Source organism: Sphingopyxis sp. FD7 (genome assembly GCF_003609835.1).
Classification (GTDB): domain Bacteria; phylum Pseudomonadota; class Alphaproteobacteria; order Sphingomonadales; family Sphingomonadaceae; genus Sphingopyxis.
Genome location: NZ_AP017898.1, coordinates 1,867,528 through 1,890,573, shown reverse-complemented (window position 1 = coordinate 1,890,573; position 23,046 = coordinate 1,867,528). Strand labels below are relative to the sequence as shown.

The 23,046-nt window shown below is 58.6% G+C and carries 20 protein-coding genes and 1 tRNA gene; 9 read left to right on the top strand and 12 right to left on the bottom strand.

Features of this window, described 5'->3' with window-relative positions; genetic code table 11:
- The first annotated feature begins 48 nt into the window (after positions 1 to 48).
- The 3 genes from lon (at position 49) to SPYCA_RS08860 (ending at position 3,140) form a co-directional block, all read left to right on the top strand.
- Positions 49 to 2,445: an endopeptidase La gene (gene lon / locus SPYCA_RS08870; RefSeq protein WP_120222233.1), complete on the top strand. Its 2,397-nt coding sequence runs from the start codon at positions 49 to 51 to the stop codon at positions 2,443 to 2,445.
- Positions 2,446 to 2,613: 168 nt separating this feature from the next.
- On the top strand, positions 2,614 to 2,886 hold the full coding sequence (locus tag SPYCA_RS08865) for an HU family DNA-binding protein (RefSeq protein ID WP_011541109.1): 273 nt from the start codon (positions 2,614 to 2,616) through the stop codon (positions 2,884 to 2,886).
- A gap of 179 nt (positions 2,887 to 3,065) precedes the next feature.
- Positions 3,066 to 3,140, top strand: a tRNA-Val gene (locus SPYCA_RS08860).
- 122 nt (positions 3,141 to 3,262) lie between these two features.
- On the opposite strand, the gene SPYCA_RS08855 is transcribed toward SPYCA_RS08860, so the two are convergent.
- Positions 3,263 to 4,360, bottom strand: coding sequence for a tyrosine-type recombinase/integrase (locus SPYCA_RS08855; protein WP_120219849.1), 1,098 nt, complete (start codon positions 4,358 to 4,360; stop codon positions 3,263 to 3,265).
- A 193-nt stretch (positions 4,361 to 4,553) separates the two neighbouring features.
- On the bottom strand, positions 4,554 to 4,868 hold the full coding sequence (locus SPYCA_RS19550; RefSeq protein WP_232003247.1) for a hypothetical protein: 315 nt from the start codon (positions 4,866 to 4,868) through the stop codon (positions 4,554 to 4,556).
- Between the two features lie 12 nt (positions 4,869 to 4,880).
- Between SPYCA_RS19550 and SPYCA_RS08845 the strand changes: the two genes are divergently transcribed.
- The gene (locus SPYCA_RS08845) at positions 4,881 to 5,285 is read left to right on the top strand and encodes a helix-turn-helix domain-containing protein (RefSeq protein ID WP_120219848.1); all 405 of its coding nucleotides are present in this window, start codon (positions 4,881 to 4,883) and stop codon (positions 5,283 to 5,285) included.
- Between the two features lie 598 nt (positions 5,286 to 5,883).
- Positions 5,884 to 6,537, top strand: a complete 654-nt coding sequence (locus tag SPYCA_RS08840) for a sce7726 family protein (protein WP_120219847.1) — start codon at positions 5,884 to 5,886, stop codon at positions 6,535 to 6,537.
- Here SPYCA_RS08840 and SPYCA_RS08835 read toward each other — a convergent pair.
- The 8 genes from SPYCA_RS08835 to SPYCA_RS08800 form a co-directional block, all read right to left on the bottom strand.
- Positions 6,534 to 7,601, bottom strand: coding sequence for a beta family protein (locus SPYCA_RS08835; RefSeq protein WP_120219846.1), 1,068 nt, complete (start codon positions 7,599 to 7,601; stop codon positions 6,534 to 6,536). The two genes, SPYCA_RS08840 and SPYCA_RS08835, sit on opposite strands and share 4 nt — an antisense overlap.
- Positions 7,591 to 8,097 carry an ImmA/IrrE family metallo-endopeptidase gene (locus SPYCA_RS08830; RefSeq protein WP_120219845.1) on the bottom strand — a complete coding sequence of 169 codons (507 nt, stop codon included), beginning with the start codon at positions 8,095 to 8,097 and terminating at the stop codon, positions 7,591 to 7,593. The genes SPYCA_RS08835 and SPYCA_RS08830 overlap by 11 nt, the downstream gene beginning before the upstream one ends.
- Complete coding sequence (locus SPYCA_RS08825) at positions 8,094 to 8,525, bottom strand: hypothetical protein (protein ID WP_120219844.1); 432 nt, start codon at positions 8,523 to 8,525, stop codon at positions 8,094 to 8,096. The genes SPYCA_RS08830 and SPYCA_RS08825 overlap by 4 nt, the downstream gene beginning before the upstream one ends.
- Positions 8,526 to 8,577: 52 nt before the next feature.
- The gene (locus SPYCA_RS08820) at positions 8,578 to 9,768 is read right to left on the bottom strand and encodes a GIY-YIG nuclease family protein (protein WP_120219843.1); all 1,191 of its coding nucleotides are present in this window, start codon (positions 9,766 to 9,768) and stop codon (positions 8,578 to 8,580) included.
- Entirely contained in the window at positions 9,761 to 11,827 is a 2,067-nt protein-coding gene (locus SPYCA_RS08815; RefSeq protein WP_120219842.1) for a DEAD/DEAH box helicase, read from the bottom strand. The genes SPYCA_RS08820 and SPYCA_RS08815 overlap by 8 nt, the downstream gene beginning before the upstream one ends.
- 7 nt (positions 11,828 to 11,834) lie before the next feature.
- Positions 11,835 to 12,971 carry a Fic family protein gene (locus SPYCA_RS08810; protein WP_120219841.1) on the bottom strand — a complete coding sequence of 379 codons (1,137 nt, stop codon included), beginning with the start codon at positions 12,969 to 12,971 and terminating at the stop codon, positions 11,835 to 11,837.
- A gap of 158 nt (positions 12,972 to 13,129) precedes the next feature.
- Entirely contained in the window at positions 13,130 to 13,885 is a 756-nt protein-coding gene (locus SPYCA_RS08805) for a hypothetical protein (protein ID WP_120219840.1), read from the bottom strand.
- Positions 13,886 to 13,891: 6 nt separating this feature from the next.
- Positions 13,892 to 16,168: a class I SAM-dependent DNA methyltransferase gene (locus SPYCA_RS08800; RefSeq protein ID WP_197715336.1), complete on the bottom strand. Its 2,277-nt coding sequence runs from the start codon at positions 16,166 to 16,168 to the stop codon at positions 13,892 to 13,894.
- Between the two features lie 154 nt (positions 16,169 to 16,322).
- Here SPYCA_RS08800 and SPYCA_RS08790 point away from each other — a divergent pair.
- Positions 16,323 to 17,686, top strand: a protein-coding gene (locus SPYCA_RS08790) for an IS3 family transposase (RefSeq protein ID WP_085995949.1) whose coding sequence is annotated in 2 segments (ribosomal slippage) — positions 16,323 to 16,670 and positions 16,673 to 17,686 — 1,362 coding nt in all. Because the reading frame shifts where the segments join, the coding sequence is not laid out codon by codon here.
- Here the strand turns inward: SPYCA_RS08790 and SPYCA_RS19015 are convergent.
- Positions 17,631 to 18,371, bottom strand: coding sequence for a GIY-YIG nuclease family protein (locus tag SPYCA_RS19015; protein WP_146625110.1), 741 nt, complete (start codon positions 18,369 to 18,371; stop codon positions 17,631 to 17,633). The genes SPYCA_RS08790 and SPYCA_RS19015 overlap by 56 nt on opposite strands.
- Before the next feature lie 89 nt (positions 18,372 to 18,460).
- Positions 18,461 to 19,087, bottom strand: a complete 627-nt coding sequence (locus SPYCA_RS08780) for a DeoR family transcriptional regulator (protein ID WP_120219838.1) — start codon at positions 19,085 to 19,087, stop codon at positions 18,461 to 18,463.
- 40 nt (positions 19,088 to 19,127) lie between these two features.
- Between SPYCA_RS08780 and SPYCA_RS08775 the strand changes: the two genes are divergently transcribed.
- The 3 genes from SPYCA_RS08775 to SPYCA_RS08765 are packed head-to-tail and all read left to right on the top strand — an operon-like array spanning position 19,128 to position 22,631.
- Positions 19,128 to 20,777, top strand: a complete 1,650-nt coding sequence (locus tag SPYCA_RS08775; protein WP_120219837.1) for a recombinase family protein — start codon at positions 19,128 to 19,130, stop codon at positions 20,775 to 20,777.
- Entirely contained in the window at positions 20,777 to 21,676 is a 900-nt protein-coding gene (locus SPYCA_RS08770) for a plasmid partitioning protein RepB C-terminal domain-containing protein (protein WP_120219836.1), read from the top strand. Before SPYCA_RS08775 ends, SPYCA_RS08770 begins: the two co-directional genes overlap by 1 nt.
- Positions 21,669 to 22,631, top strand: a complete 963-nt coding sequence (locus SPYCA_RS08765; RefSeq protein ID WP_120219835.1) for a plasmid partitioning protein RepB C-terminal domain-containing protein — start codon at positions 21,669 to 21,671, stop codon at positions 22,629 to 22,631. The genes SPYCA_RS08770 and SPYCA_RS08765 overlap by 8 nt, the downstream gene beginning before the upstream one ends.
- The last annotated feature ends 415 nt before the right edge of the window (positions 22,632 to 23,046 follow it).

The window sequence follows — 23,046 nt, the reverse complement described above, 5'->3', positions numbered from 1 at the left end:
TATAAGAAGGACGGTGCGCCCGGTCGCGGCGCGCGTTCAGGAGCCGTGATGACGCAATCTTATCCTCTTCTTCCGCTGCGTGACATTGTCGTTTTCCCGCACATGATCGTGCCGCTTTTCGTCGGGCGCGATCGCTCGGTCGCCGCGCTCGAAGCCGCGATGGAAGCAGGCAAGGAAATCTTCCTCGTCGCGCAGCTCGATCCCGGCGAGGACGATCCGCAGCGCGACGACCTCTACGATGTCGGCGTGATCGCCACCGTGCTCCAGCTTTTGAAGCTGCCCGATGGCACGGTGCGCGTGCTCGTCGAGGGCAGGGAGCGCGCGAAGCTTCTGTCGCTCACCGACGAGGACAAGGCGGTGATGGCGAGCGTCAAGCCGATTGCCGACACAGTCGATGACAGCGTCGATACCGCGGCGCTGATGCGTTCGGTCGTCGACCAGTTCGAAAATTACGCCAAGCTCAACAAGAAGATGCCCGCGGAGACCGCGGTGCAGCTGTCGCAGATCGACGACGCTTCGCGCCTTGCCGACTCGGTCGCGGGCAATCTCAACATCAAGGTCGCCGACAAGCAGGCCTTGCTCGTCGAGGATGTGCCGTCGAAGCGCCTCGAAATGGTGTTCGCCTTCATGGAAGGCGAGCTCGGCGTGTTGCAGGTCGAAAAGAAGATCCGCGGCCGCGTGAAGCGCCAGATGGAAAAGAGCCAGCGCGAATATTATCTCAACGAGCAGCTGAAGGCGATCCAGCGCGAACTGGGCAACGACAATGGCGAGGGCGGCGACGACCTCGCCGAGCTCCAGCTCAAGATCGACGGCCTCAAAATGTCGAAGGAGGCCAAGGCGAAGGCGAACGCCGAATTGAAGAAGCTGCGCGCGATGGCGCCGATGTCGGCCGAGGCGACCGTCGTGCGCAACTATCTCGACGCGCTGATCGGCCTGCCGTGGGGCAGGAAGTCGAAGCTCAAGAAGGACATCGCCAAGGCGCAGGCGATCCTCGACGACGATCATTATGCGCTCGAAAAGGTCAAGGACCGGATCATCGAATATCTCGCGGTGCAGGCGCGCACCAACAAGCTGAAAGGCCCGATTCTCTGCCTCGTCGGCCCGCCGGGCGTCGGCAAGACCTCGCTCGGCCGCAGCATCGCGAAAGCGACGGGGCGCGAGTTCGTACGCCAGTCGCTCGGCGGCGTGCGCGACGAAGCCGAAATCCGCGGCCATCGCCGCACCTATATCGGCTCGCTGCCGGGCAAGATCGTGACCAACCTCAAAAAGGCCGGCACGATGAACCCGCTGTTCCTGCTCGATGAGATCGACAAGCTGGGCCAGGATTTCCGCGGCGATCCGGCATCGGCGCTGCTCGAGGTGCTCGACCCCGAACAGAATATGAAGTTCCAGGATCATTATCTGGAAATCGACGTCGACCTCAGCGACATCATGTTCGTGACGACGGCGAACTCGCTCAACCTGCCGCAGCCATTGCTCGATCGCATGGAGATCATCCGGCTGGAGGGCTATACCGAGGATGAAAAGGTCGAGATCGCGAAGCGCCACCTCATTGCCAAGCAGGTCGAGGCGCACGGCCTGAAGCCGCATGAGTTCGAGCTGACCGAAGAGGGGCTCCGCGACCTCATCCGTTATTACACCCGCGAGGCCGGCGTGCGCACGCTGGAGCGCGAAATCGCGCGGCTGGCGCGCAAGGCGTTGCGCAAGATCCTCGAAGGCAAGGCGGCCAGCATCACGATCACGCCTGAAAATCTCTCCGAGTTTTCGGGCGTGCGAAAGTTCCGCCATGGCGTCAGCGACCGCGAAGACCAGGTCGGCGCGGTCACCGGCCTGGCCTGGACCGAGGTTGGCGGCGAGCTGCTGACGATCGAGGCGGTCACCGCGTCGGGTAAGGGACAGGTCAGGACGACCGGCAAGCTCGGCGAAGTGATGACCGAATCGGTGCAGGCCGCGCTGTCCTTCGTGAAGGCGCGCGCACCCGCCTATGGCATCAAGCCGAGCCTCTTCGCGCGCAAGGACATCCATATCCATTTGCCCGAAGGCGCGGTGCCCAAGGACGGCCCGTCGGCGGGCGTCGGCATGGTCACGGCGATGGTCTCGACGCTCACCGGCATCGCGGTGCGCAAGGACGTCGCGATGACCGGCGAGGTGACGCTGCGCGGCCGCGTGCTCGCGATCGGGGGGCTCAAGGAAAAGCTGCTCGCGGCGCTGCGCGGCGGAATCTCGACCGTGCTCATCCCCGAAGACAATGAGAAGGATCTGGTCGAAATCCCGGCGAACATCACCGAAAAGCTCAAGATCATCCCGGTCAGCCATGTCGATCAGGTGCTCGCCGAAGCGCTGGTTGCGCCGGTCGAACCGATCGAATGGACCGAGGCCGACGAGCTTGCCGCCTCGCCTCCGCACGGTCCCGGCAACGACCCGGAGAGCGCGATTCGCCACTGAGTCGGTCGCCGCAGACTGCCCTTCGCCCCAAATTCGTCGCAGAAACGGCGTTTTGGGGCGTTTTTCTGCCTTTTTTGCTTTGACAAGCCGGGGTCAAACATCGTTAGTGACGCGCCATGGCTTCGGGCCATGAGAATCATCCAACCAAAATACAGGGGTTCCTTAGGCATGAACAAACAAGACCTGATCGCCGCCGTCGCCGATTCGAGCGGCCTGACCAAGGGTGATGCCAGCAAGGCCGTCGAAGCCGTCTTCGACGCGATCACGGGCGCGCTGAAGAAGGGCGGCGAAGTCCGTCTCGTTGGCTTCGGCACCTTCGCGGTCAGCAAGCGCAAGGCGTCGACCGGCCGCAACCCGCGCACCGGTGAAACGATGACCATCGCGGCGTCGAACCAGCCGAAGTTCAAGGCCGGCAAGGCCCTCAAGGACGCCGTCAACTAAGTTGGCCCGCGCCTTTTGACATGAACATCTCGGGCCGCGGCGCAAGCCGCGGCCCGTTTTGCGTTTCAGCCGGGCAGATTCCGTTGACCCGATTATCGGGCAAATGGGCGTTGCATTCGCCGCATGAGCGGCTATGGACGTCCGGCTTTCGGACGGCGGATCATGGTCCGCGCCGGGACGGGCGCGTAGCTCAGCGGTAGAGCACACCCTTCACACGGGTGGGGTCGCAGGTTCAATCCCTGCCGCGCCCACCATAAATCCCTTTGAAATATAGGGAATTTATGGATGGCCATTTTTCTTCTTTGCAATTTTTGACGCCGTTTCACCCCGAAAAGGGGCCGAAATCGGCCTTCGCTCGTACAAATCCCGTACAGCATCAGAGCTCCTTTCTCAGCTTGAGCCGCGTCTTGCGCTCGGCTTTCAACAATCCCCGTCGCAGGGCCTGATTGATCTTGATCTCAGCATCCTCGGCATGCGTGTAAGTGTTGCGCATCAGATTAAGGTCTGACCAACCGCCGAACGCGCCGGCGGCCTTCTCATCCACTCTTTCGCGGACGTTCATTTCCTGACCGAAGCCATGTCGGCCCGCCGGATGGAACGGGATCTGTTCGATACCGGCATCTTCGCAGGCCTTGTTCCATAGCTTTCGCGGTCCGCCACGGTCTGCATAGCCAAAGAGCCGCAGGTTCTCCGGTTTGCGCGGCCAGTCGCGAGGATAGACCTCTGGCAAGGCCGTCAGCTCGGCTAGAATTTCGTCGGGCACACGCAGCCATCGATCCCCATGACCTTTGGCGCCGGGAATGCAGATCATGCCCTTCGCCTTGTTGATGTGGTTGTGGGGATGCATTGAGACTGCCTGACTGATACGGGCACCAGTGACGAACATGAGCAGTGCCAGCGCGCCCAAGCGAGGAGATGCATGCTCCCGGAACTTGAGCAGCCATTCCCAGCTGCCCGGCGGATACTTCTTTCGTCCAGTGCTCTTGCGCTTGCTGTCCTGCGCGACCTTCTCTTTCTGGGTATAGCCCCTGACCCGAAAGGCGATCCCGCTTTCGCTGTCGTTAATGTTGTTGAGGACCGCCCTGACCGGCGTCACCACCTGACGAGTCCAGGTGTCTGTGGAGCAATTCGGATAGAGCTTCGGGCCTAGCTCACGGACCATCTTGGGGCTGATTTCCTGGATCGGGACCGAGCCGATTTCCATAGTGATTGGAACCAGGTAGGCAGCTTCCTTGGGCTTGGCGTCGTACCTCAGGACTGCATCGGCAAAGGTGATAGCCTTTTCTTCGGGATCCTCACCTAGAAGGTGGATGCGGATGGCGGTTTGCTCTTCCTTCCGGCACCAGTCCCACGCGCCTTGTTCCTCAGATGCGCCAGTGCTGCATCGGTAGTATTCGGTGATCGGCGCGCCGTTGTATTCGACCCGGCCGCGCGCCCACCAGACCGCGCCGCGGGGATAAGGCTCGAGGGGCATATCTTCTTGCTTTCGATGATGAAGTCAATTTGCTCAGGAGTAATGAGCGTGACCCGGCCCAGTTTGTGGCAAGCACCAAACTGTTTCGCCAACTCGCGCAAGGTTCGCGGCGAGAGCATGATTCCTTTCTCCGCTAGCAGCTCGGACCAACATTCGGGGGTCTTGAACCGGTCGAGGATGGGAGTGAGATCGGTCACAGCAAAGGTCCCCTCGATTTGGGGGTAGGCTGCGAACCAAATTCAAGATCTGGCTCAACCATATTGGCCTGAACGAACTCATCCACGGCGTTGGCTGGAAGAAGGAGCAAGCCATCAAGTTTCACATGGCGAAGCCGACGTGCTGCCACGAGGCGGCGGATCCGGCCCTCCGGCCAGCCCGAATGCCGCGCGATTTCTCGGATGGTCATCATTTGCATATCAGCAAATCCTCCGTATTCTGCGTGTTCACCCGCCAATGGCCATTCATTATGCAGATATGACAATAATATGCATTTCGTGATAATTCGCAAGCCTTTTCGTATATGACGACGATCGGACAACGATTCTTCGATGTTCGCCGCGCAAAAAAGGCGACGCAAATCGAGTTCGCCAGCAAGCTAGGACTCTCACAGTCGGCTCTCGTCGCTTATGAACGAGGTGATCGCGACCCTCCTGCTGCTGCCATTGGTAAGATCTGCCAAGAATACCGAGTTGACCCGACTTGGCTGCTGACCGGCACAGGCATCATGTTCCGCGACAACCTACTGCAAATGTTCGAACAGGCGATCCGCCTCGCGAAGGATTTTAACCTCAGGTATGAAGTAAGCCCGACCAACGAAAACGAGATCAACCTCGCGAAATTGTTCTTCCAATATCTGATAGAGAACGGCACAATTTCGGACGATATGGCGGATGTGTTGACCAAAAGGATGGCGGCTAATGAATGACAATGATGCGTTTGGCACTGCGGAACGAAGCCTGCATTCCTTCTTCGCCGATCGGTATCCTGATCGCGCCGCCGCCCAACGGACCATAGTTCGCCAATCCATCCTTCAAAGAGCACGACGCGAACATTTGAGGCTCGTGCTGCAAAGCTATATGTCTTTGATGAAATGGCTAAAGCCCATCACACTGGCTCTGGTTTTTTTCGCATCTGCAGCATATTTTCTAAGGGTGTCATCGCTAGGCCTATCAGCGGTCCTGCCAGAGCCTCACGAGGCCATGATTTTCCTCCTTTTCTGTATCCTTCTCACGCTCGAGAAGATGATCGGGCGGCCAGTTTTGCGTGGAAATACATGGATCCGGCGGGAAGGCTGGCGCCTGGAGCTAAGTCCCGAGTTTAAGCGGATGTACCGCGCAAGCCACGCGTCTATACAACATCGGCGGAAAGCCGGAACGCGTTGAGCAGCCACCGCAGAGTAGTTTGCACGGGTTTCAGAAATGCATGGCTTATGCGTGCTGGTGTACCCTGAGGCTTCACCGGCCTTGACGAATTGCTTGACTTGACGCGTTATCCCCTCAAAGGGCTCGCCCTGAGGGAGCGACATGGACGAAGCAGCCGTAAAAGCGCAGGTTTTGGACCACATCCGCCAGGCCAGCGGGCGCCGAAAGCCGATTTTGACTGCAGAATTGACCTTGGGGACGAGTGGGACGCGCGCCGATGTCGCCGTGCTTTCGGACGAGGAATTGATCGGACTGGAAATCAAGACCGAGCGTGACAGCCTTCGACGCCTGCCTTCTCAGATTGAAGCTTACGCGCGATATTTTGACCATGTGGTGATTGTGGCCGCCCCCTGCCATTTTGCCGATTTGGCAGAAATGGACCTGCATGGTGCCTCAGTCTGGCGCTCCACCAAAGACGGTCTCGACCCACTTATTTCAGGCCAGCGAAACTCCGTTTCGCCTCTCGCCTACCTGGACCTCATGACCCGGCAGGAAAAGAAGGAAGTGGTAGCGAAGGGAGACGCAACTGTCCGTGAGCACTACTTCGATACCTTCACGCGCCGATATGGGCAAACCAGCCTAGCCCTTTGGCGGTCGGTTGCGCGGCGCAAGATTAAGCCGGACGATGTCCGGCTTCTCAGCCGTTTCAACGAACGCCGCGCTGCAGTCCAGGCGGTGGTCCAAGAACGTGAAGAGCGCTGGCAGCGCTGGCAAAACGCCTACGCAGGGATGGAAGCGATGGCCTGCACGGCTTAGCCGTTCCAGTCTTCCTCGGTATCCTCTACTTCATCCGCCTGTCCATAGAACGTCTGCAACTGCAAATGCAGATTGATCCGAGCCGCCGTCGATTTGGCCGGTGTGTCGATAGCTGAATGATCGCCGCGCGCCGTACGCTCAATCATTTGCGTACCCCAGACGCGCAGGTTGCTATTCCAGTCGCCGGTGGCGATCAGCGCCCTTGCCTGTTCTACATAGCCGCTGAAGCCCGTATCGTCCGACCGATGGAACTTCCAATTGTCGAAAAGCGGATAGTCGATCCTGGAGGGGATGACACCACTTCCGCCTGACAATTGCTCTGCCCTCGCGCTGCCACGATCACTGTAGATGAGTCTTTCCGCTCCAGGACTTCCTGCCAGCACATTGAAGAGCTGCCGCTCATAGATTGGCTGCTCTAGCAGGTTCGCAAAGCCGTTGGGGAACGACGATGCCGACACGCTGACATACGCAAGCGGTGACTGCGCCCTGAGCGTCTGAATGTAGCCCAATGCCTGAGCAGCGACTTGCAGGTGATCGGCAGTGGCCGCACCAAAGTCGACAATGAAGCAAACGCCTTCGCCGCCGCCGGTCAAGCCGCCGACAATCGCCGAAATTGCCCCCAAGGCTCCAAATGTCGGCCGTTCAAGGTGCAGGACCAAACCACGCTGGAGCGCGTAAAGCTGACTGATCTGTGGGGGCTCTTGCGCTGGGTCGATGCCCAGTTGCGCGACGGGGATGTAATTTTGATGCGCCTCGATGAATTCGCACCAGTTCGCAAAGCCGTCGTCTGGCTCGCGAAGCCGATCCAGTTCCGCAAAGACAGGCCTATCCTTCGCCGTTTCACGTTCGCCAACCGACACGATGACCGGGCGCTGACCGTAGGATTTCTCGATCCTGTCGAGCGAGCCCTTCAGATGATGCGAACCGACCCAAGGCCTGAGCGGAATCAAGGGAAGCAAGGCGTCTTTGGTCTGGCCGGGGAGTTCCTCTAAAGCGCGCATTTCAGCCGGGCGCATGCCGAGAATTGGGAGATAGGCGACATCCGCCCACGGCCTAAGCGTCATAGGCCACTCCAAGTTGGTCGAGCTTGATGCGCATGGCCGCTTCGGAAACTACGAATTCCTCAGCGAGGAACAGGACAAGGTCTCCTACGCCCTTCTCATGTGCAGCTTCGACCTGTTGGCGCACAAGGTCATCCGGCATCAGTATGTCCGCTGCTAACCTGTTCGCCTGCGCCTCCCGTCGGTCGGAAAGTGACGAACGATAAAGCACGTCATCGGCAATCCCGGTGCCGATTTGATCGGCATGAAGAAGGAAGTGTGCCAACTCATGCGCAACGCTGAAGCGTTGACGTTTTGCAGGGTCGTGGCGATTGATCCGAATGACAAACCCATTTTGGTCAGGACGAATTTCGCCGGAAATGCCGGGCGCAAGCGTGGCGGCCTTCACGGGTACGCCAAAGGCCTTGGCCAGCTCTGAGAGCCGGACAGGCGCGACATCCTGATGGTCCGCGATAGTCGCGCGGTTCGCGTCATTCAAATGTTGCCATTCGGGGCTCATGCTTCGTCTTCCTCTACTTCCTCGTCAAACCGATCCTCTGCGCCACCCATTGCAATCTTGTCGATACGCTCCTGAATGCGCTGGTCCATGCGGCGTGATTTGAACTCATCGACGATCAGCCGTTCAATCTCAGCGAGTATATAGTCCCTAGTTGGTCCGTTCTCAATCTGTTCTTTAAGTTCGTCGAGGGACGCTTGCGTGGCCCCGCGCACGGCATCCCGCTTCATCTGTTCGAAGCCCCAGAATGCCAAGATCGCCAGAATGCCGCCGAAAATTGCTACGATTACGCCGACAGCACTCAGGAGAATGGCTGCGAGATCTGGATAGGAGATGTTGGCGGGAGCGACATAGAGTCGCCCAGTTTGCGCGTAACTCGTTGCGAGAGAACCGGCTACCGCGCTTCCTCCGGCAACGACTGTGGTCTTCAACCAAGATGGCCACCTGCCTTGAGCTTGATCATTACTCACATTCACTGCCCATTTATGCTTTTACAAAGCGCGCTTTTTCAAGATCATACCGATAATCCGTGACGCCACCATCACTGATCATCGAAACCAGTAAATCAATTTCATTCAACGGAACGAGGAACCACTCTCGTGGCTGCACGGACTTTCCAAAGCGGTCACCGGCGGACAAGTCCAGCCTCGCGGGGGCAAGCGCCCGATGGATCAGGTTTTCGAGCTTGGTCCGATTTATGTTGTAGAGCCGGTACTCAGCCACGATTTCGACATCAGCGAGCAAGAATGTTGGATCGTTGCGCGCGTTCGCAATGCGGCTGACGACGGTCTGACCAGTCACGCCAATCTTGTGGATCAGCTGGCGATGTTCTTCGACGTATGGATGCGGGGATTTGCTGCGCAAAACGTAAATCGTGCCGCTTTCGAGGTCGTCTGGTTCGGCAATATTGCCGAAAAGTGGTCCCGCACTTTGCTCGGTAATGCGGCGCGCGGATCCATCTCGGTAGAGAGATTTTTGAAAAGAACGGGAAAGCACGCTGGCTTCCGTTCCATTGTCGTAGATCACGCGAACACGGCGGTCGTTCCGTTCGTACTGGGTGACGAACTCCTCTGTCGACGCTGCAATATAAGCCAGCTGCCCGCCTACGATGAAGAAATTGCCAGGCTGAATTTCGGCAAGGGTCACTTCTGATTGACCCAGGACCTTGGCTTGCCTCGTCCCTGCTTTCAGATCTGCTTGAGCGCGTTCGAGCAGCGGTTTGAAAGTATCGAAATCCTCGCACTTCTCACGATTGGCGATTTCTTCTGCGGCTCGTTTCTCGGCGCGAGATGTCACATGACGCAGCTTGGTGATATCATCCTCTGCGCCTGCGTCGATGCCCAGTTCAGACAATAGTCCCGCATCATCGAGGCTCGCAGGCGATTGCGTCGACGAAGCGGCGCCGTCCAAAATTCCGCTTCGATCGATTGTCGCCAGCAGTTCGCGCGCTTCGGCCATATTCCGAATGCGATCGAGGCGGACGGCGTAGAGCCGCTCGAATATGTCCCGATCTTCCCCATGCTGGGGCAAACGCCCATGTTCGACGACGAACCGCTGGATATCCTCGAATCCTGCGATGATGCGCTCTTGGAGCGGCGTAAAGGATCGTATCGCTTCGGGCGCGGTCTCAACACCAAGTTCAGCGAGAAGTTCAAGATCACTCAGCTCAGCCATTGCCGACCGCTTTCGTGGCATGACGCTGGAGGAAGGCCACGCCTTCCGCCATCTTGCGCTCCCAGGCGTCCGGCGATGTCAGCGACGGCAAGCGTCCGCGCTCACGCTTAAATTCCAAGGCACGCTCGGCAAGGGCGCGGGCTTCGTCGTAAGTCAGCTTGTCTTTCTTGGCGTTGATCACCGCTTGGACCTGCAGCAACGTCTTTTCGTCCATGGCCTTGGCCAGGACAGCATAGGTGGCGCTGAAAGGGTTCACCCGGTCTATGAGGTCGATATCGAGATCTGTGACGCTGAGTGCGAATTTGCGCACGCCATCGATGAACGCTGTGCTCGCTTTGATCTCGCCATCGCCGGTCTCGCCCGCAATGGCAGCCTTTGCCTGCTGGGTCAGGGTCATGGCAGCGACTGCGTGCTGGCGCACTGCTTCCTGATCTTCCTCGCTCAACTCAGGATACTTTTCGCGGATGATCTTGCCCATTTTCAGCTGGGTCAGTTCCTCGGGAACGACCTCAGGGTCGAACATGCCACGCTCCAGCACAGCCTTGTCCTGTACGAACGAGGCAATCACCTCGTTGAGGTCTTCGCGGCAAATCCGTGTGGCCTCGATGCTGGTTGGCAGCTTCAGACCCTTGATCTCGAAATGCATCTGCCCTTGCGGGCCCACGCCAACATTAAGCTTGCCTTCTTGATAGCCAACATCGCCATAATCGAATCCGGGCTTGGGGCCCGCATCCTTGGGCGTGAAGTCGAACCGGGGCGCCAGCACTTGTTCCATAAGCAGGCTTGCGGCAATCGCCTTTAGGTAATCGTTGATCGCGTCGACCACGAGCGGATTGTCGGCCGCCGGTTCCGCAATCAAATTGGTGAAGCGGGCGCGCGTCTTGCCGGGTGCATCACGGGTGGCGCGGCCAATGATCTGGATGATTTCGGTCAGGCTGGAACGATAGCCCACCGTCAAGGCGTGTTCGCACCAGATCCAGTCGAAACCTTCCTTGGCCATGCCCAGCGCGATGATAATGTCTACGAAGTCACGATCCTGACGTGACTTGGGCGATTTCAGTGCGGCCACCACGCGGTCACGTTTGGCTGGATCATCGTCGACTAGGTCAGCAACTTTGATGACCTTGCCGCCTGCCGTGCGGATGAGGTGAAAGCCGGTTTCGGGATCGACGCCCTGCCAATCGCCGAGGTGGTTCATGATGTCCTCAGCCTCGCGATGCTTTCCAGTACGGGTACTCTCTTTGGAATTGACCGACGGGATGTGGATGATCGTCTTCACTGTCGGATCGAGCAGGGCCGAAATCTTCTCCGTATAAGGGCCGGTGTAGAAGCTGTACCCAATGTCGAGCGTCTTGAGGTACTCGTACCCGTTTAACTGCTGGTAATAGGTGTAGGTGACAGGCTCGAACCGGTCCTCATCCTCCGGAGCCAACACGGGGATAGCATCGCCGCGAAAATAGCTGCCGGTCATGGCTACGATATGCGCCTTGTCCCGTCCGATCAGCTGTGCAAGCTGAGCACCGAGGCGGTTTCCGGCATCGGCGGAAACATGATGGAATTCGTCAATCGCGATGAGTCGGTTGTCGAACGCTTCGGGCCCCAACTCGTCAAACGCAAAGCGGAATGTTGCATGGGTGCAGACCAGCACCTTTTCCTCGCTGGTGAGGAATTCGCCCACCGCCTTCACCTTGGACTTTGCCACCTTCGGATCATCGGCGCCCGGCGCGTTACAAAGGTTCCACTGCGGTGCGACCACCCAATCTGTGAAGAAGCCATATTTGCTCAGAGGTTCGCTGCCGAAGCTCGCACCGATGGACCGTTCCGGCACGCAGATGATGGCTTGGCGGACACCTTGATTGGTCAGCTTGTCCAACGCCACGAACATCAGAGCGCGCGACTTGCCCGAAGCTGGCGGCGATTTGATCAGCAGATACTGCTCGCCGCGCTTTTCATAGACCTGCGCCTGCATCGGCCGCATTCCCAGCTCGTCCGATTTCGTCGACACGCCGGTATGGGCGGCCTTGAAGGACACGGCGGGGATGATCTTGTCGTCAGCCATGCGGAATCTACTTTCGGAAGAGGTCGAGATAGTCGTGGAACAAAAACAGGCGGTTGCGTCTTTGGCCAGTCATTTCCACCAGCACACCAAGTTCGACCATGTCATTGATCAGTGATGCGGCAGTATTGGTCGTGGTGTCGAGCAATGTCGTCACCGCCTTCACGTCTGTAACCGGTTGGCCATAGAGGTACCGCATCAACTGCTGCGCGTTTTCCTGCCGTCGATGGCTGAAGCGCGGGAGCACTTCGCGCTCGATGCGCTCCTTCAGCGCAAGTATCGCGCGGAAGACACCCGCGGAGCCCCGCGCCGTTTCCTCTACCCCGTGCAGGAAGAAGATCAGCCAGTCGCGCAAGTGGTTGCCCTGGCGTACGGCCATCAGGTGGTCGACATAGGCCGTCTTGTTCCGCTCAAAATAGTCGGACAGGTAGAGCGCTGGCCTTACCAGCAGCTTCTCCGCGGCGAGGTAGAGTGAGATCATTAGGCGCCCCAAACGCCCGTTGCCGTCCAGGAATGGGTGGATCGTCTCGAACTGGTAGTGCGCGATCGCGATCTTGATCAGCGGTGGCACCATGGCATCAGCGTTGTGCAGGAACTTCTCAAGGTCGCTCATCAGTTCTGGCACATGATCGTGGTGTGGGGGCACGAAGACAGCATTCTTCAGGCTTACCCCAATCCAGTTCTGGCTGATGCGAAATTCGCCCGGGCGCTTGGTTTCACCGCGCACCCCGTCGAGCAGGATCGCGTGGGTATCGCGCAGCAGCCTGTTGGACAGCGGCAGACGTTCCAGGCTCTCGATGGCGAATGTGATCGCGCGGATATAGTTCTGGACCTCGCTCCAGTCGTCGCGCACTTCGGGCAGCAGGTCTTCTGCATCCTTGAACGCATCTTCGATGTTGGTCTGGGTGCCTTCGATCCGGCTCGATTGCGTGGCTTCTTTGGCCACGTACATGCGGATGAAGAATTCGATGTCGGGGATCAGCTGGGCAAAAGCGTTCAATTCGCCAAGCGCGCGGTCGGCCTGGCCGAGCAGTTGCAGCACCTGCGGGTCAGAGATTACCCAGCCATGGTTGATCGGCTCCGGCAGGAAGCTGCGATATTCCAGTTGGGCCTCAAGCCGCCCCGCCTGATAGGCTGAAAGCTCCATATCTCAGAAAACACCTCTCAATCTGCCATTGGGATTTCCATATGTCAGATTCGCGCTGACACAAAGAGCTTGTTTCAGTTTCGACCTCATTTTCTGATTTATGGATTTCTATATGTCAAAATGGTGGCTTGCGTTCAGCGCGCCAGAAAATAACAGAGTCAAGCGGGCGGCTGATCCTTCTCAATCGCCTTTTCCAGCCACTTCGGCAGATCGTCAATCTGCGATGCGAAAGTGTTTTCCGGGACATCCCGCCAGAATGCGACGATGGCATCCGAGAACCGGTCGAGGTCATCGTCGGTCACGGTGAGGTCAGTATAGTCTGACGGAAAACGCAGCAGCGGTTCGGGAAAATCATCGCGCTTGAGGAACTGCGGAGCATCCTTGCGCAGCTTCTCAAAGGATATGCCCTCGCCATGCTTGTAGACGTTCACCACCAGATGGCACTCATGCAGCCGCTTAAAATAGGGACGTGAACGGACCGGCCAGCCCCAACATTCCAGAAAATCGAAAAGCTGGTCGATAGTCGCCTTCCAAAGCGCAGCCCGCGTGTGGCTGCCATGGATAACCCGGCCCAGTTCGCGCGTGATCCAGTCACGCAACTGCTTTTCCCATTCATGGTACATGCCTGCGATCACGCTCAATCGCGTTGCCTTCTGCAAGTCTTCGAGTTGCAGGTAGAACGAGACGCTTTCGTCATATGCCTGCTCATAGGCATCGGCGGGGTCATCCCGGTCGGGATCGAAATAGCGAGCCCGACTGGCCAGCCAGTCCTCCGCGAACCGGTCTGCATCTTCCTTCATGGTGCCGAACTGCGACAGCAGACGTGTTCTGGCCTCGGACACATAGAACCGGTGGCTGGCGATCAGGCCATCACGAAACGGCCCCCACATCTGGAACAGCACCCGATCAGCCATCTCCGGTCACGCCGCCTTTGCGCTGGTCATCCTGGTGTACAGTTCGAACAGCTTTTCGAGCCGCTCCGTGTCATTCCGAAAGCGGCGACCGATGTAGATCCGTTCCAGCACCTCGTCGTTGCGCTCATGCGCGTGGCGAAGATTTTCAGGCATTTTGCGCTCACCATCCTTTACCTCATAAAGGTCGGCGATGGTTGCCGGGAAGTGCGCCTCTCGGGCGAGCAGGATATCCTCGGCGCAACGAGTGAGGTCAGACTTATTCTGCTCTGTCAGCTTGGGAATCGGAAACGTGTTCCAGCCAAGGGTATTCGAGTATGAGAAGTCGCTACGCAAACGACCGCAAATGGTGTCTATCCAAGCGAGATGAATTTTGGACGAAATAATCGCTAGAGTCCAAAGTGGTCCATTCGGTATGTAAAATGCTTTATTGGTCGGAACCATTGATCGGTCAGCCAAGCCCGCTGGGAAAAAATCCCTATTCTCCGATGAGACTATCGGCACGAAGATTTTCCGAGCATCATCACCCTTGCGCTCGCGGAATTGATGGGGTCGAGCTGCAAGTTTGTTGACGGACTCATCATCGGTTTCGGTCCGATCGTGCCGGACGCTTTCAATGCGGTCACGAATATCGTCAAAGGCGCATGCTTGGTCTAATTCATCGTCACCGATCCAAAGGCAATATCGTTGCTTACCGTTGATGAACTCGGTTGAACCTATGAAGCTTCGGAAAAACCTATCGGGAACACCAGCGCGAGAGAGCTTCATTTTCTCGTCGGCATCCAAAATTAGACCAGCAGACTTCGAATAATATACACCATACTCCATCGGCACGCCCGTTGCCGCTGGTTTCTTTAGCGCTGGCACAACAGAGATGTTGTGGTCTGTCAGATAAGGATTGATGTTCGCAACCTCACGCACAACACCATCCGTGAAAATCCGCCTCACCCCGCCAGGTTCTCTGTCGACACCTGTCACGATAACCGTAACGCCGGCCTTGTTGGACGCAAGATTTGCCCATTTGAACGAGGTATGTGCGAACCTTATCCGGAACCCTCGGTCCAAGAGTATTTTCCAGGTTATTGGTACTTGCTGGCCTTGGCACAAGCTGTTCGTGGTCACGAACGCAAAGGGAGCGCGGCACACCTCATTGTACATTGCGGCCTTCATCAGCCAAGCGCCAACGTAATCGACATTCTTCCACTTTGTGGTGAGCTTGGAAAAGACGCGCTCCAGATCCTCCTTCTCCTGTCGTTCCTGCTTTCGCGTACCCTTGAAGGGTGGATTGCCACAGATGTAAGTTTCGCCGCCTTCATGCTCGAAGTCGATTTCAGATTGATCGAGCGGGGTGCCGAAAAGATCGTCACTCTTTACTTTAACCGGCGAGCCGCTTGCTCCCCATAAGTCCACCCAATCAAGCTGAAGCGCATTCCCGCACGTGATCCAATTTTGACTATCAAGGGGCAGAAATTCGGCCAAAGCCTCCTTTTGTCCCCGATAGGTCACGTCGCACTGAAACTCGGCAATGATTAGCGCCAAACGAGCAATCTCTGCCGGGAAGTCGCGCAATTCGATACCGCGAAAGTTGGTCAACGGAATGTCGCTCTTGCGGTCAGGTTCGCCCCGGCGGCGGTTAATCCCGGCCTCGATCTCGCGCATTTGCTTGTAGGCGATGACGAGGAAATTGCCCGATCCGCAGGCAGGATCGAACACCCGGATTTTCGCCATACGGTTGCGCAGGTTGAGCAGCTTGCGGCCATTGTCGCCCGCCTCTTCCAGTTGCGCGCGCAGATCGTCGAGGAACAGCGGGTTGAGCACCTTCAAGATGTTCGGCACGCTGGTGTAATGCATGCCGAGTGCGCCGCGCTCCTCGTCGTCCGCCACCGCCTGAATCATTGAACCGAAGATGTCGGGGTTGATCTGTTTCCAGTTCAGCCCGCCAATGTGCAACAGATAGCTGCGCGCCATGCGGGTGAAGCGTGGCACTTCCACGCTGCCAGAAAACAGCGCGCCGTTCACATACGGAAAGACGTCGGCATGGGGAGGGATGCCCGCCTTCGCCCGGTCACCCGGCTTGATGTCCATGGCGCGGAAAATGTTGGCAATGATCTCGTGCGTGTTGCTGCTGTCCCGCTCGCTCATCTGGTCGACCGTGGCGGTGAACAGGCCTTCGCTGCGGAAGATATCGGTGTCTTCCGCGAAGAAGCAGAAGATCAGCCTGGCCATGAAATGGTTCATGTCGGGCCGCCGCTCCGCCGTCGACCAATCCGGGTTTTCCTTCAGCAACTCGACATAGAGCTTGTTCAGCTTGCTGGTGGCGCGGATGTCGAAGCTATTTTCGCGGATCTGCTTGACTGCTCCCCGTCAGCACCAATGGCACAGATTTGAGGTTGTGATTTAAGGAGGATTTGGGCTTCGTCGTAGTGACGAAGGAACGAAGATGAAGCCCAAATCCTCCAATGCAAAATCGCCGACCAAGGCCCCTGCGGAGCGGGTGGTGAAGGACATCCGGCGTGCAACCCGCCGGCACTTCTCGGCCGAAGACAAGATCCGCATCGTGCTGGATGGCCTGCGCGGCGAGGACAGCATCGCCGAGCTGTGCCGCAAGGAAGGCATTGCCCAGAGCCTGTATTACACCTGGTCGAAGGAGTTCATGGAAGCCGGCAAGCGCCGCCTGGCCGGCGACACCGCCCGTGCCGCGACCACTGGCGAGGTGCAGGATCTGCGCCGCGAAGCCCGCGCCCTGAAGGAATGCGTTGCCGACCTGACCCTGGAGAACCGCCTGCTCAAAAAAAGCATGATCGCGGATGGGGGCGACGACGAATGAGGTATCCCGCCTCGGAGAAGCTCGAGATCATCCGGATCGTCGAGCAGTCGCACCTGCCCGCCAAACGCACGCTGGACCAGCTCGGCATCGCCCGTCGGACCTTCTACCGCTGGTATGACCGGTTCCTCGAAGGCGGCCCGGAGGCCTTGGAGGATCGGCCGTCGGCGCCGACCCGGGTGTGGAACCGCATCGGCGATGATATCCAGGACCAGATCGTCGAGATGGCCCTGGACTACAGCGAACTGTCACCGCGCGAGCTGGCGGTGCGGTTCACCGACGAGAAGCGCTACTTCGTGTCGGAAGCCACGGTTTACCGCCTGTTGAAGGCCCATGATCTGATCACCAGCCCGGCCTATGTCGTGATCAAGGCCGCCGATCAGTTCCACACCAAGACCACCCGGCCGAACGAGATGTGGCAAACCGACTTCACCTACTTCAAGATCATCGGGTGGGGCTGGATGTACCTGTCGACCGTGCTCGACGACTTCTCGCGCTACATCATCGCCTGGAAACTGTGCACCAACATGCGGGCCGAGGACGTCACCGACACGCTGGACATGGCGCTGGCTGCCTCGGGCTGCGACAGCGCCACCGTGCTGCACAAACCCAGGCTGCTCAGCGATAACGGTCCCAGCTACATCGCTGGCGAACTGGCTGAATACATCGAAGCTCAGCAGATGAGTCATGTGCGCGGTGCACCGTGCCACCCTCAGACCCAGGGCAAGATCGAGCGCTGGCACCAGACTCTGAAGAACCGCATCCTGCTGGAGAACTACTTCCTGCCCGGCGACCTCGAGGCCCAGATCGAAGCCTTCGTCGAGCACTACAACAATCAACGTTACCACGAGAGCCTGAACAACGTGACGCCCGCCGACGCCTACTTCGGCAGGGCACCAGCCATCATCAAACAGCGTGAAAGGATCAAACGACAGACCATCGAATATCGGCGCTTGCAACACCGCAAGCTCGCCGCTTAAAATCCAGCCCCTGACGAGGCCCGCACTCCGCTAATTTACGCCGCGAGTTGTGCCAAATGTTCTGACGACGGACATGCTGCGTTCGTTTGGCTATTCTGGATACACGCAACCGCTTGGGCCAGCTTGCTGCGTAGACAGCCGGATCGACCCACCTTTCAGCGTGTCCACATGTGCAACTGTGAACAATCACGGCTCCCTCGAGCGCAGCTTCGCTTGCCAGCATAGAGCAGCGACGGAAGTCGAGCCATGTTTCCAACTCGCCGATGTCCATAATCTGGCCAATGTCCGGGCTGCTGTTCGCTAGTTCATACCCTGCACGTATCAGGCGCTGCCCCCACCGCAATTCGGCCATCAGGCTTTGACTGCGCGTCTGTGCTGTCTCGAGAATGGCAAGCCGCGGCAATCGGCCGATCGCGAACAAACCAGCGATGTGCCGATGGACCATTTGGGAGTCCGGGTTGAGTTTCTGCGGCTTGCGAAAATGCCGACGCAGTCGGTTCTCGATTTCGCAACTTTGGCCGACGTAGAACGGGATACCGTTGAAAGGGCTGTCTTCAAACTGGACGCCGGGTTCACCAGGATCGAGAAGGGCATAGACGACGTAAGGCGCCCCCTGCGCTTCGTGCCGCGCCTGGCGCTGCAGGGCCTTGACGCGCTTTTCGATGTCGATGGGATAGAGGGGCATGTCGATCTCCTTCACTGAGTTCGACACCCCCCTCCCTCTCCACTTCCTATGGATCTCAGCTTCTAGGACCGGTTTGAGATGGGGCCAGACTATCCTGCCCCAGAAGCAGGTCGATATCGTCCATTGCGGCGCGCACCCGTGAAGCGGATCAAGCCCATTTCGGTGAGCGCCGCGATATCCCGTCGCGCGGTTTTTGCACTGACCTTCCAGTGGCCACAAATGTCCGCCGCGCGGCATCGATGGCCCGCTGCGACTCGGCCGAGAAACCAGCGCTGCCGCTCGTTTATCTCAGCGGTTATTGGGTCATTTATAGGGTCAGTTTTAGGGTCATTTATACGGTCATTCTGACGCCGATCCTGCCGTGGCGGCTGAGTATCGGGCGTTTTTGATGATCGGCGAGCGGTCTGTTGGTCTGCTCCCTGCCGATCATGACCAGCCCCTTGCGAACTTTCGATCAGCCCGATCACAAATGCCCTGATGACCGGTGAGCTGGTCAAAAGGCGCAGAAAGAAGACAGTATCGGGACCGTGCTGACCAGAGAGCCAGTGCTTGACGGTTCGCTCGCTGGCGCCCGTCAGCTTCATCACTTGTTTGACCGCACGGTGCGTTTCGCCGTGCTCCCGCTCCAATAGCTGAGCGATGGTTTCGGCATAAATCTGTCGTCCTGCCAGTACCCCCTCCCACTTCGGCAACTTCCTGCCCTTTTTCGGCAACATCTTCCGCTCCTCTCTGGCCTACACTGCTGAAAGTGCGGGGATGGCGGAGTGTCCGTGGTTCGCGCTGCAGCGGTTGGTCGCCCTGGCCACGGCAGCATGGTCATCGAAAGGGCGGAAATTGCAGGACTGGGGCTACGACGACAGTGACAGCAGAGAACAGGCACCGCGGCTTGTGCGCGCGGCCGAGTATGTTCGCATGTCGACTGATCACCAGAAATACTCGACCGAGAACCAGGCCGATGCGATCCGGCACTATGCCGCCGCACGCGGGATCGAAATCGTGCGGACCTATGCCGATGCGGGCAAAAGCGGGCTGAAGATCGAGGGCCGCGACGCTCTTAAGCAGCTCATCGATGACGTTCAGACCGGTGCCGCCGATTACACCATGGTTCTTGTCTACGACATCAGCCGCTGGGGCCGGTTCCAGGACGCCGACGAAAGCGCCTATTACGAGTACATCTGCAAGCGCGCCGGGATCGCGGTTCAGTATTGCGCAGAGCAGTTCGAGAATGACGGGAGCCCGGTCTCAACCATCGTGAAGGGCGTCAAGCGGGCGATGGCCGGGGAGTACAGCCGGGAGCTGTCGACCAAGGTATTTGCTGGGCAAGGTCGGCTGATCGAGAAGGGATACCGCCAAGGTGGGCCTGCCGGGTTTGGGCTTCGCCGGACATTGATCGACGAAACCGGCACAACCAAGGGCGTGCTCACGCGTGGCGAGCACAAGAGCATCCAAACCGACCGGGTGATTTTGACGCCCGGCCCGGATGAGGAAATCGCCATTGTCCGTAGCGTCTACGCCGCTTTCGTCCACGACGGGCTAAGCGAGCGCGAGATTGCCGATGACCTCAACAGCCGCGGCATTGTCACCGATCTGGGCAGGCCGTGGACGCGCGGCACGGTCCATCAGCTCCTTATCAACGGCAAGTATGTCGGCGACAACGTGTGGAACCGGCAGTCGTTCAAGCTGAAGAAGAAGCGGGTCCGCAACGACCCCGAAATGTGGATTCGCAGCCCCGGCGCATTTGAGGCGATCGTCGAGCGCGACTTGTTCGAGGCCGCTCAGGCGCTCATTGGCGCACGGTCCTTTAGGCTGTCAGATGCCGAAATGATCGATGCGCTGCGCACGGTCTACGAAAGCAAGGGCCTTCTTTCAGGGATCATCATCGATGAATGTGAGGGCCTGCCCTCCAGCAGCGCCTATTCGTCGCGGTTTGGCAGCTTGCTTCGGGCCTACAGCCTGGTCGGCTATTCACCGGATCGCGACTATCGCTACCTCGCGGTCAATCGTGCGCTGCGCCGCCTGCACCCCGACATCCTCCGCCAGGTGCTCGACGGCCTGAAGGCCCACGGCAGTGAAGCATGGCAGGATCTGGAAACAGACCGGGTCATCGTGAATGACGAGTTCAGCCTGTCGGTCGTCATCGTCCGTTGCACGCCGACGCCGACGGGTCTGCTGCGCTGGAAGATCCGTTTCGACACCTCCAAGATGCCCGACATCACCCTGGTGGTCCGCATGGACGCCAGCAACCGGCAGCCCTTCGACTACTATCTCTTCCCGAGGCTGGATGTTGCGGCCGAACGTGTGCGGCTCGCCGAGGACAACGACCTTTTGCTCGATGCGTACCGGTTCGACGCCCTCGATTTCTTCTACGAGAACGCAGCGCCCATCAGAGTTGCGGAGGCTGCCTGATGACCGTTACCCGTCCCCAGACCATCGAGATGATCCCGATTTCACGGATCACCGTGCTCAACCCCAGGGCGCGCAACAAGCGTCAGCACCGCGAGATCGTCAACAATATCGAGGCTATCGGCCTGAAGCGCCCGATCACGGTCAGCAAGCATGATGGTCCAGGCGGCACCCGATACGATCTGGTCTGCGGCGAAGGGCGGCTCGAAGCTTTCCAGATGCTGGGTCAGACCGAGATACCGGCGGTCGTGATCGAAGCCAGCGAGAGCGAATGCCTCGTCATGAGCCTGGTGGAGAACATTGCCCGCCGGGTGCAGCGCCCGATCGACGTAATGAATGAGATCGGTGCCCTTAGGAAACGCGGTTACACCGAAGCCGAGATCTCCCGCAAAATCGGCATCACCAGTGGGTGGGTCAGCATGATCGTGAGCCTGCTCGAGCGCGGGGAGGAAAGGCTGCTGTCAGCGGTCGAGACGGGGCTGATCCCGATCAGCCTTGCGATGGAGATCTCGCGCGCCGAAAGCGAAGAAGCGCAAAACCTACTCCTCGATGCCTATGAGACGGGCAAGCTGCGCGGCAAAAAGCTGGCATCGGTTCGCCGACTTCTCGATCTCCGCATGCGCGGGCGCAGCAAGTCTATGACATCAGGAAAGTTTGGAAGGAAAGGCACCAATCGCAAGCTGACGGCCGGCGACCTGATGCAGGTCTATCAGCGCGAGGCAGAAAAGCAGCGTCTGCTCGTGAAGAAATCTGATTTCACGCAAACCCGCCTTCTCTTCATTGTCGAGGCGATCAAGGATTTGCTCACCGACGACGGGTTTCTGACCCTGCTCAGGGCCGAAGGGCTTGAAACCATGCCCCGGGCTCTGGCCATGCGGATCGCAGGGGAAATCGATGACTGACTGGCCATCAGCAGAACGTCCGCCCGCAGATCCCGGCGCCGACAATCGTGTCCGGCTAGGCTTTGAGCGGCAGTCTGTGACACTCCGCATCGATCAGATCGTGCCGTTGAAATCATTGCGGGAGGGCGTGCGGGAGAGCCGCAAATATGCCCAGATCGTGAGTTCGATCAAAGCCATTGGGTTGGTCGAAGCCCCTGCCGTCGTCCCCAATCCGAAGAATGAAGAGCAGTACTTCTTGCTCGATGGCCATTTGCGCATCGAGGTGCTCAAGCAGCTCGGTGTTGAAACGGTCGAGTGCCTCGTCGCCAATGATGACGAGACCTACACGTACAACAAGCGCGTCAATCGCCTACCCCCGGTGCAAGAGCATCGCATGATCGTTCGGGCTATTGAGCGCGGCGTCACCGAGGCTGTGATTGCCGACGCGCTCGGCCTGGAGGTAGGTTCGATCCGCGCGCGTTTCCGCCTGCTCGATGGCATCTGCGACGAGACGGCGGACATGCTCAAGGACACCAATTGTTCGATGAGGGTGTTCGACATGCTGCGCCGCATGTCGCCGATGCGCCAGATTGAGGCTGCGGACCTGATGATCGGGCAGAACAATTATTCGCTGATTTTCGCACGCGCGCTCCTTGCAGCCACGCCGGAAGATCAGCTGACAGCGCCAGCGAAAAAGGCGCGGAAGAATGATCTGGCCGGTCCGACGAGCCAGCAGATTTCCCGAATGGAACGGGAGCTTGCAACTCTGCAGACGCAGGTCAAGTCGGTCGAAGACAGCTACGGCATCGACAACCTCCACCTGACCTTCGCGCGCGGCTATGTCGCGAAGCTGCTTGGCAACGCCCGGATCGTTCGCTGGCTGTCGAACCATCGGCAGGAATATCTGTCTGAATTTCAGCGCATCGCGGAGATCGAGACGATTGGATCAATGACTGCGCCTGCGCCGCAGGAATGAGAGGAAGTGAGACTTGGCATCGGCTTCCCTGTCGATCAATCGCACATAGCGCCCACTTCACGGTCATCACAATTGAACTGCCGGTCACCCAAAGGAACACAAGGAGACCCGTCGGCTTGGTGACCAGGTTCGGAACTTTCCCGACGTTCGCGTCCGACATGTCAGACGGCCACTCTTGCCAGAAACCGCCTTTCAACGTTCGCTCGATGTGTGACGCAGGACGGCAGCAACTGGGTTGCTTGGCGACTGACCGCTCTTAAGTGGCGCACCACGGAGAGATGTCTTTCATTCACATTCTTGACGAGATCCGCGACAGCACGTTCTTCTTTGGCTTAGAGGACACCTGCCGCATTGAGTTGGGCGACGTCGCGGAAATGCTCGAGCCGCTCGTGCCAGCGCCGTTCACAGCGAATGA

Excerpts from the sequence above, each read along its gene's own strand:
- SPYCA_RS08820 (WP_120219843.1), bottom strand. The coding sequence starts at position 9,768 with ATGGCTGAGCTGAGTGATCTTGAACTTCTCGCTGAACTTGGTGTTGAG.
- SPYCA_RS08770 (WP_120219836.1), top strand. The coding sequence starts at position 20,777 with ATGACCGTTACCCGTCCCCAGACCATCGAGATGATCCCGATTTCACGG.
- SPYCA_RS08780 (WP_120219838.1), bottom strand. The coding sequence starts at position 19,087 with ATGTTGCCGAAAAAGGGCAGGAAGTTGCCGAAGTGGGAGGGGGTACTG.
- SPYCA_RS08865 (WP_011541109.1), top strand. The coding sequence starts at position 2,614 with ATGAACAAACAAGACCTGATCGCCGCCGTCGCCGATTCGAGCGGCCTG.
- SPYCA_RS08775 (WP_120219837.1), top strand. The coding sequence starts at position 19,128 with ATGGCGGAGTGTCCGTGGTTCGCGCTGCAGCGGTTGGTCGCCCTGGCC.
- SPYCA_RS08830 (WP_120219845.1), bottom strand. The coding sequence starts at position 8,097 with ATGAGCCCCGAATGGCAACATTTGAATGACGCGAACCGCGCGACTATC.
- SPYCA_RS08835 (WP_120219846.1), bottom strand. The coding sequence starts at position 7,601 with ATGACGCTTAGGCCGTGGGCGGATGTCGCCTATCTCCCAATTCTCGGC.
- SPYCA_RS08805 (WP_120219840.1), bottom strand. The coding sequence starts at position 13,885 with ATGGCTGATCGGGTGCTGTTCCAGATGTGGGGGCCGTTTCGTGATGGC.
- SPYCA_RS08810 (WP_120219841.1), bottom strand. The coding sequence starts at position 12,971 with ATGGAGCTTTCAGCCTATCAGGCGGGGCGGCTTGAGGCCCAACTGGAA.
- lon (WP_120222233.1), top strand. The coding sequence starts at position 49 with ATGACGCAATCTTATCCTCTTCTTCCGCTGCGTGACATTGTCGTTTTC.
- SPYCA_RS08815 (WP_120219842.1), bottom strand. The coding sequence starts at position 11,827 with ATGGCTGACGACAAGATCATCCCCGCCGTGTCCTTCAAGGCCGCCCAT.
- SPYCA_RS08855 (WP_120219849.1), bottom strand. The coding sequence starts at position 4,360 with ATGCCCCTCGAGCCTTATCCCCGCGGCGCGGTCTGGTGGGCGCGCGGC.
- SPYCA_RS19015 (WP_146625110.1), bottom strand. The coding sequence starts at position 18,371 with ATGCCCCTCTATCCCATCGACATCGAAAAGCGCGTCAAGGCCCTGCAG.
- SPYCA_RS08845 (WP_120219848.1), top strand. The coding sequence starts at position 4,881 with ATGACGACGATCGGACAACGATTCTTCGATGTTCGCCGCGCAAAAAAG.
- SPYCA_RS08765 (WP_120219835.1), top strand. The coding sequence starts at position 21,669 with ATGACTGACTGGCCATCAGCAGAACGTCCGCCCGCAGATCCCGGCGCC.
- SPYCA_RS08840 (WP_120219847.1), top strand. The coding sequence starts at position 5,884 with ATGGACGAAGCAGCCGTAAAAGCGCAGGTTTTGGACCACATCCGCCAG.